Source organism: Mesorhizobium sp. M7A.F.Ca.CA.002.15.2.1 (genome assembly GCF_003998715.1).
Lineage (GTDB): Bacteria > Pseudomonadota > Alphaproteobacteria > Rhizobiales > Rhizobiaceae > Mesorhizobium > Mesorhizobium ciceri.
In genome coordinates, this window is record NZ_RZPI01001169.1 from 1 (window position 1) to 740 (window position 740).

The window sequence follows — 740 nt, forward strand, 5'->3', positions numbered from 1 at the left end:
CCCTCCAACCGGCTGCCGTTTCCATCCCCGATGCCCGATCGCGGCGGAGCGCTGCCGTTCGGAGCGGCCGCAGTTGCGGGAATACCGACCCGGTCGCAAAGTCGCCTGCCACTTTCCGACGATGTAGGCGACACTCACCACCGCACAGGTGATCGCCTTCGCCTGACAGATTTCTCAAAAAATTCCATTTTTTGGCTGGAACCAACCGGCTGTTGGTGCGTTTGGTGGGGTTCGATCGAGCGCATTGCGGTCGACCGGGAGGAAACGATGGATCAATTGCATTTCTTTTCGCCCGTGCGGATTTCGCGCGGGCAAGGACACCCTGCGGAAGAAATCGATAGTGTTGCCGAAGCCATGATGTTCTTGCGGAAATGGCCAACGGGACGGCGCGGTCCGGTTTATCAGTGCGCGCTGAACTGTTGCTCGGCCGCCTTGTCGGGCCAGATGTCGGCCGAGGAAGCAAGGAAAGCGTTCACCGGCTTTGCCCGCATCACGCGCCTTCTCGACGATGACATGGCTTTGCCGGTAGGCGGCGAAGGCAAGGCAAGCGTGCACGCATTGCGGCGATAGGCTGTTGTCCTGACGGTCCTACAAGGTCTCGCGCTGCAGCGGCGCGGGGATCTCGTTGTGCAATGCGCTCCGGGATGGGGCCTCGAAAGTTCGTCCTACATGGCGCACTTTCACAGCGGACGGTCGTCGTTCATGCTTACTTCAGTCACGAGCTTGCGGCGAAGCGCCAT

2 protein-coding genes are annotated in these 740 nt (G+C 60.7%); both read left to right on the top strand.

The window, feature by feature from the left end:
• On the top strand, positions 1 to 127 hold a 127-nt coding region (locus tag ENZ74_RS33430; RefSeq protein ID WP_348630713.1), incomplete at its 5' end, for an oligopeptide/dipeptide ABC transporter ATP-binding protein.
• 140 nt (positions 128 to 267) lie between these two features.
• Complete coding sequence (locus ENZ74_RS33435) at positions 268 to 570, top strand: DUF982 domain-containing protein (RefSeq protein WP_024503323.1); 303 nt, start codon at positions 268 to 270, stop codon at positions 568 to 570.
• The last annotated feature ends 170 nt before the right edge of the window (positions 571 to 740 follow it).

Bases quoted from the DNA above. Each gene is read 5' to 3' on its own strand.
- ENZ74_RS33435 (WP_024503323.1), top strand. From the start codon at position 268: ATGGATCAATTGCATTTCTTTTCGCCCGTGCGGATTTCGCGCGGGCAA.